A 4,084-nucleotide genomic window follows, 5' to 3' on the forward strand; every position below is an offset into this window, starting at 1 on the left:
GGAAACTAGGCGTTGGCGAAAAAGTGCTGGGCCTTGGGTGTAAGGTTTCCTCGCGATAGTGACTTCGCAGCGGAACTGTCGCTGTTTACGAGAGACGAAGCCGTGCCCCGCGAAAGGGGGTGCGCCAGATAAGCGGGATGGGTGCCAAGGGTTTTTTTGGGCCGGTACCTGCTGGATGGCATGCCATCCGCTGCGCAAAAAATGCGGTTATCCAGAGAGATAAATCGTGAGAATTCTTCAGTTGGTTCACGCACCGCGACTATCCGGGGCAGAGGTGCTTGTAAAGGGTGTAGCGATTCATCATCAGCGCGCCGGCCATGAGGTTTGCATTACCTCGCTGCTTCCCCAGCAGGACGATTTCGCAGGCATTCGCGCGGAGCTTCAGGCTGCGGGCGTCACTTGCCTGTTCCCGAACACGCGTTACGGCAGAGTGGGTAAATTGCTGCACCTGTATCGCGTGGTGCGTCAGTTCCGCCCCGACTTCATCGTGGCGCACGCCACGCTCGCCGCGCTCTATGTGCGTCTTCTACCTGTGCACACGCCGATCGTCTGGGTGATGCACTCCGGCGTCAACGATTTCGAGAATAGCGCGCTCAAGCAGGCCGAGCGGCTGCTGTCACGGCGGGCGCGCGCGATCATCGGCGTATCGCAGCAGAATATCGACGACTACCTGCGGGAGATCGGCAAGCATCCGGCGATGGTCGTGATCCCGAATGGCGTGGACGCGTCGCTGTTCGCGGAGGACCACAGCGCGTCTGCACCGGATATCGAAGTGCCTGCGAAGCAGATCGTTCAGCTAGGCCGCTATATAGAAGGCAAGAGCCAGTTGCACACGGTCCGCGCGTTCGAGCGTGTCCTGCAGAGCGAGCCCGAGGCACGCCTGCTGCTGTGCGGTGTCGTCGAAGATCTCGACTATCACGCGGCGGTGGTGTCACTTGTTCAGCAACTCGGTTTGGAGAGTCGCGTGACGGTATGCGGGCCGCGCCTGGACGTCGCCGCGATCCTGCGCTCCTCGCGTGTCTTTGCGATGCCCTCGCGCTTCGAGGCGCAGAGCATCGGCTTCCTGGAGGCGCTTGCCTCGGGTATCCCGGTCGTGGCGAGCCGGATTCCGTCGTTCAGTTTTGCCAGTGGCTTTGCCGGTGTCAATCTCGTCGATACGACCGATCCTGACGCGTATGGCCGTGCGTTGCTCGGCGCGCTCGACATGCCGCGTGCGAACCGGCAACTCGCCGGATACACGTTGCATGACACGGCGGAGCGCTATATGACGATCGCGCGCCAGTTCGTCCAGCCACTGCGAGTTTCAGCCTGAATCGCGGCGGATCGATCGGCTTGCTACTGAGCCAATCGATCGATCCGTACCGTCTCCGAGAACAACCCCGGCAGTTGCCCGAGATCCTCGGCCGCGCCGAGCGCGAAACCATCGCCGACCGGATAGCGCGTCAGTGCCGGTGCGCCGCCGGTGAAATAGAAATCGCCGAGCGTCGCGTCGACTCTTCGATAAAGCACGAGCGCCGCATTGCGCCTGTCACGCACGAAAGCCGGAAAAACATCCGACCACAACATGTCGTGCAGTTTCGCGGCCTGAATCGGTTCGCTCTTCGCGTCCGCCGTGTCGAGCGTGTCGATGTCGATGACGGCGTCCTCGTTCGTGCCGTCGAGATGCGGTGTCAGAAGAATCAGCGTAGTGCTCGCTTTGCCTTGCACAGCGCCGACCGTCATCTTGACGAAATCGGGTTGGAAACTGGCCGGTAATAGTCTGCGTTCGCCTACGCTCATGCGCCTGCCGTCGTTGGTGATTGGCGTGAGCCCAAGCCGGCCGTTCGCGCCATCCACCGCGATCAGCGACGCGCGTGACCCAGGAGCCTGGACCGGCAGAAGATTTGCGTTTTGCGCGAGGTTTTTTGCCTGGGTCATCAGTGCGGGTGCCGAGCCGGAAGAGCCGGCGGAAGACACGAGCCACAAGTCGAGCCCGCTATCGATCCGCTTCTGTGCAATCAGCACGCCGCTACGTCCCGTTCCGTTGAAATCCGCTGCCACATATTGCTGCGTCAGCTCAGGCTTGAACGCATTGCTCGTCTGAAGCCAGAGACGTGGGGCTTCGAAGCGATTGCCTGTACTGCGAAGTAACCAGAACGCCGTGCCGCCTTGACGCGCGGTGATCACCATCAAATCCGCCTTGCCGTCGCCATCGAAGTCGCCGGGCAGAAAGCGCGCGCTGTCGAAGCACAACGCATCCGCAGCGCAGCTCGGCGCCGTGGCGCGCGGATCGAAGGGCACCGTGTTCGCATACCAAAGGGCGGGCGGCGACGCTTTCACGAGCGACGCCGCATAGACGCTGAATCCAGGTCCATCGTGTTGGCGCTGCACATAGATCGCGGCTTGCTCGCCCGTGCCGGCGATGTCACCGACCATCGCGGCAGCGAGCCGCAGATCGGTGGCCTGGGTGCGTTGCGTGGTCGCCCAACGATAGCGCGTAGTGAGCGAGGAGCAGCCGCGCATGGTCAGCTTGCCGTCGTTTTCGCCGAGACAGTGGCGCAACGGCGTATAGACGAGACCGAAGTCCCACGGCGTCCAACTTTGCGCGATGTCCCATTGATCGCAGGTCTCGGCGATCAGATAGCCGTCGCGTTCGGCGATGCATTGCGAAATCGCGACGCTGACAAGCGCCGCGTTGCGCGTATTGCCGGGATAGACGGTCAGCGGCACCCAACGCCATTGCTGCGCGGATGAGCCGGTGCACGCGGCGAGTGTCGGTGCCTGGCCGCTGCCCGCCGAAGTCAGACAGCGGCTCGACGCCGCGTTGAATAGTTGAATAGGCTGCGACTGGAAGTCCGCGACGCGGCGATCGCTGCGATCGGCAAAGGCATAGCGGCGCGCGACCCAGTTACCGTCCCATTGAAATTCACCGAAGACGTGCGAAGACTCGCTTCCGTCGACAGAAAAATAGCTGGCGACGATGTCGCGCTTGCGCTGCACTTCAGCCGCTGGAACGTTGGCAGGCCAGTCGCCGGTGGGATAGGTGATGTGGTATTCGATCGGCACGCTTTTGCGCAGCGTTTGCGCGACATGGCGCGTGATGCGCGCGGCGTAGATATGATCGGGATGCTCGAGAAACGGCACGGTATCTGGATTGAGTGTGTAGATCTCCGAGGCCTCGGCGAGTATCGCTTTCAGTGTGGCCGACAGCGAGTCCCGATCGTATTGCACACGCACGGAACCGTCGGCGTTCATCGGGTAGGTGGTGACGGTGGCGCGCTGTTCCCACAGGAGGCCGAGCGGTACGCGGCCGCCGCGCACGGCACCGCCGGGCAAGCGCAGTTCGAGCAGCCGGACCTGCGGCTTTGCCTTCAGCACCATCTGATGCACGAGCTTGCCGGCGATCTGAATGTTGGTTTCGATCCATTCGTCGGGCACGCCCGCCATGCGCGCATAAGCGAGCCGCGAAGCGCGCTCGCGTGTCAGCACATAAGCGAAATTCGCACCGTTGGCGCCGCCGATCAGATGCACGGTGGTAATGCACCAGCCGGCGTCGAGCCGCTCGGTGATGGCGGGGTCCACGAACAGCAGATCGTCATCGAGATGGGCGACGACCGTGACTAGCGTACCGGCGCTGCAACTCGCCGCGCGCGCCGAACCGGGAAGTAAAGCGAAGAAAAGTAGCGCTGCACAAGCAATAAATGAATCGCGAACGAGCCTGGCTACCGATGATCGCATGTTGATTCGAGCCCTGACGGTGAGCTCGATCATACTGTATCGGCGTGGTCCGCCACGTTGGCGAACTCACACTAGGCGTCACTTTGCGGGCCGGCTATCGGTGCGTGCGCACACCGCGAGCGTTGGCTCCAATGGTGACCTTGGCTTGGCCCCTCGCGCCGACGCTAGCGGAAATAAGCCTTGGTGTTCTCGTGAACATCGGCACGCGCGAGCAGCTCGGAAGGCGCGAGCCAGAGATATTCGCTGTGCTGATCGAGCCGGCCGACCGAGATGGTGCTGGTGAACTGCAGCGAATAGGCGAGCACGATGTAGTGCGTCGACACGTCGGGCTCGGCGGCGAAGTTGTCGTTGTAATGGTGTTCGAAAA

General features: G+C 62.2%; 2 protein-coding genes and 1 pseudogene. 1 reads left to right on the plus strand and 2 read right to left on the minus strand.

From position 1 onward, the window contains the following. The first annotated feature begins 226 nt into the window (after window positions 1-226). Window positions 227-1,312, plus strand: coding sequence for a glycosyltransferase family 4 protein (locus tag QOC89_RS25830; RefSeq protein ID WP_323047614.1), 1,086 nt, complete (start codon window positions 227-229; stop codon window positions 1,310-1,312). A 23-nt stretch (window positions 1,313-1,335) separates the two neighbouring features. On the opposite strand, the gene QOC89_RS25835 is transcribed toward QOC89_RS25830, so the two are convergent. Beyond that, window positions 1,336-3,717, minus strand: a complete 2,382-nt coding sequence (locus QOC89_RS25835; RefSeq protein ID WP_323047615.1) for a PIG-L family deacetylase — start codon at window positions 3,715-3,717, stop codon at window positions 1,336-1,338. A 164-nt stretch (window positions 3,718-3,881) separates the two neighbouring features. Beyond that, a pseudogene (locus QOC89_RS25840) lies at window positions 3,882-4,084 on the minus strand (GDP-mannose mannosyl hydrolase); the annotation flags it as partial.

Origin of the sequence: Paraburkholderia sp. (genome assembly GCF_034668105.1) — a bacterium.
In the GTDB taxonomy this organism is placed as follows: domain Bacteria; phylum Pseudomonadota; class Gammaproteobacteria; order Burkholderiales; family Burkholderiaceae; genus Paraburkholderia.